Source organism: Cetobacterium sp. ZWU0022 (assembly GCF_000800875.1).
Taxonomy (GTDB): domain Bacteria; phylum Fusobacteriota; class Fusobacteriia; order Fusobacteriales; family Fusobacteriaceae; genus Cetobacterium_A.
On the sequence record NZ_JRJZ01000052.1, the window covers coordinates 1 to 1,215 of the forward strand.

Genomic DNA, 1,215 nt, shown 5'->3' on the forward strand with positions numbered 1-1,215 from the left:
TTTAAGTAAGATTACTTAGTAATTTCTGCAACAACTCCAGAAGCTACCGTTCTTCCTCCTTCTCTTATCGCGAATCTTAATCCTGGTTCCATTGCGATTGCATGAATTAACTCTACAGTCATTTCAATGTTATCTCCTGGCATTACCATTTCTACTCCTTCAGGTAAAGAGATTGCTCCAGTTATATCTGTTGTTCTGAAGTAGAATTGTGGTCTGTATCCTGAGAAGAATGGAGTATGTCTTCCTCCCTCTTCCTTAGTTAATACGTATACTTCTGATCTGAAGTTTGTATGAGGTAAGATTGATCCTGGCTTACATAATACTTGTCCTCTTTCAACATCCTCTTTCTTGATTCCTCTTAATAATGCTCCTACGTTATCTCCAGCTTGTCCTTGGTCTAATAACTTTCTGAACATCTCTACTCCAGTACAAGTTGTCTTAGAAGTCGTTTCTTTGATTCCTACGATCTCGATCTCTTCTCCTACTTTTACTATTCCTCTTTCGATTCTTCCTGTTACTACTGTTCCTCTTCCTGTTATCGTGAATACATCCTCGATTGGCATTAGGAATGGTTGGTCTACTGCTCTTGCAGGTGTTGGAATGTAAGAATCTACAGCGTCCATTAGAGCTTTAATTTGGTTTACCCATTTCTCTTCTCCGTTCATCGCTCCTAAAGATGATCCCATTACTACTGGTAAATCGTCTCCTGGGAATCCGTACTCTGTTAATAACTCTCTTACTTCCATCTCTACTAATTCTAGTAACTCTTCGTCATCTACCATATCAGCTTTGTTTAAGTATACTACGATGTAAGGTACTCCAACTTGTCTTGATAATAAGATGTGCTCTCTTGTTTGAGGCATTGGTCCATCCGCTGCTGATACAACTAGGATAGCTCCATCCATTTGTGCCGCTCCAGTTATCATGTTCTTTACGTAGTCAGCATGTCCTGGACAGTCAACGTGCGCATAGTGTCTTTCTACTGTTTCGTACTCGATGTGAGCTGTATTGATTGTGATTCCTCTTTCTCTTTCTTCTGGAGCCGCATCAATGTTTGCGAAATCTACTTTCTTAGCTAATCCCATATCTGATAATACTTTAGAGATTGCTGCTGTTGTTGTTGTTTTACCGTGGTCAACGTGTCCTATTGTTCCAATGTTAACGTGCGGTTTGCTTCTTTCAAATTTTTCTTTAGCCATTTGAAATTTCCTCCTA

Annotated in this window: 1 protein-coding gene; it reads right to left on the reverse strand. The window is 39.5% G+C overall.

Annotation, left to right across the window (positions count from 1 at the left end; genetic code table 11):
- Nucleotides 1–11 precede the first annotated feature (11 nt).
- Nucleotides 12–1,199 (reverse strand): elongation factor Tu, encoded by a 1,188-nt coding sequence (gene tuf, locus L988_RS05375; RefSeq protein ID WP_047382362.1) that lies wholly within the window; start codon nucleotides 1,197–1,199, stop codon nucleotides 12–14.
- Nucleotides 1,200–1,215 lie beyond the last annotated feature (16 nt).

Bases quoted from the DNA above. Each gene is read 5' to 3' on its own strand.
- tuf (WP_047382362.1), bottom strand. From the start codon at position 1,199: ATGGCTAAAGAAAAATTTGAAAGAAGCAAACCGCACGTTAACATTGGA.